Origin of the sequence: Stenotrophomonas sp. A3_2 (assembly GCF_036624925.1) — a bacterium.
GTDB lineage: Bacteria > Pseudomonadota > Gammaproteobacteria > Xanthomonadales > Xanthomonadaceae > Stenotrophomonas > Stenotrophomonas hibiscicola.
Genome location: NZ_JAZKVY010000133.1, coordinates 1 through 586, shown reverse-complemented (window position 1 = coordinate 586; position 586 = coordinate 1). Strand labels below are relative to the sequence as shown.

At 67.1% G+C, this 586-nt stretch carries 1 protein-coding gene; it reads right to left on the bottom strand.

Annotated features, from left to right (window positions below; translation table 11 throughout):
- Positions 1-586 (bottom strand): methyl-accepting chemotaxis protein (locus tag R5H29_RS03645; RefSeq protein ID WP_332328754.1); only part of this gene is annotated, 586 nt, incomplete at both ends.

Below are 586 nucleotides of genomic sequence, written 5' to 3'. Positions count from 1 at the left end.
GAGATCTCGGCCATGATGTCGGTCACGCGCTGCACCGAGGCGACGATCTCGCCCATGGTCGCGCCGGCCTTGTGCACCAGCGCCGAGCCGTCGTTGACCTTGCCGACCGAATCATCGATCAGGCCCTTGATCTCCTTGGCGGCAGCGGCCGAACGCTGGGCGAGGGTACGCACTTCGCTGGCAACCACGGCGAAGCCACGGCCCTGTTCGCCGGCACGGGCGGCTTCCACCGCGGCGTTCAGTGCCAGGATGTTGGTCTGGAACGCGATGCCGTCGATGACGCTGATGATCTCGGCGATTTTCTTCGACGAGACTTCGATGGCCGACATGGTGGTCACCACCTGGCCGACCACCTCCCCGCCCTGCGAGGCGACGCCATGGGCGCCGATGGCGAGCTGGTTGGCCTGGCGGGCGTGTTCGGCGTTCTGGCGCACGGTGGAGGTCAGTTCCTCCATCGAGGCTGCGGTTTCCTCCAGGTTGGCGGCCTGCTGTTCGGTACGGCGCGACAGATCGCTGTTGCCCGAGGCGATCTCGCCGGCGGCCGAGCTGATCGCGCGGCTGGACTGCTTGATGCGGGTGACGATCT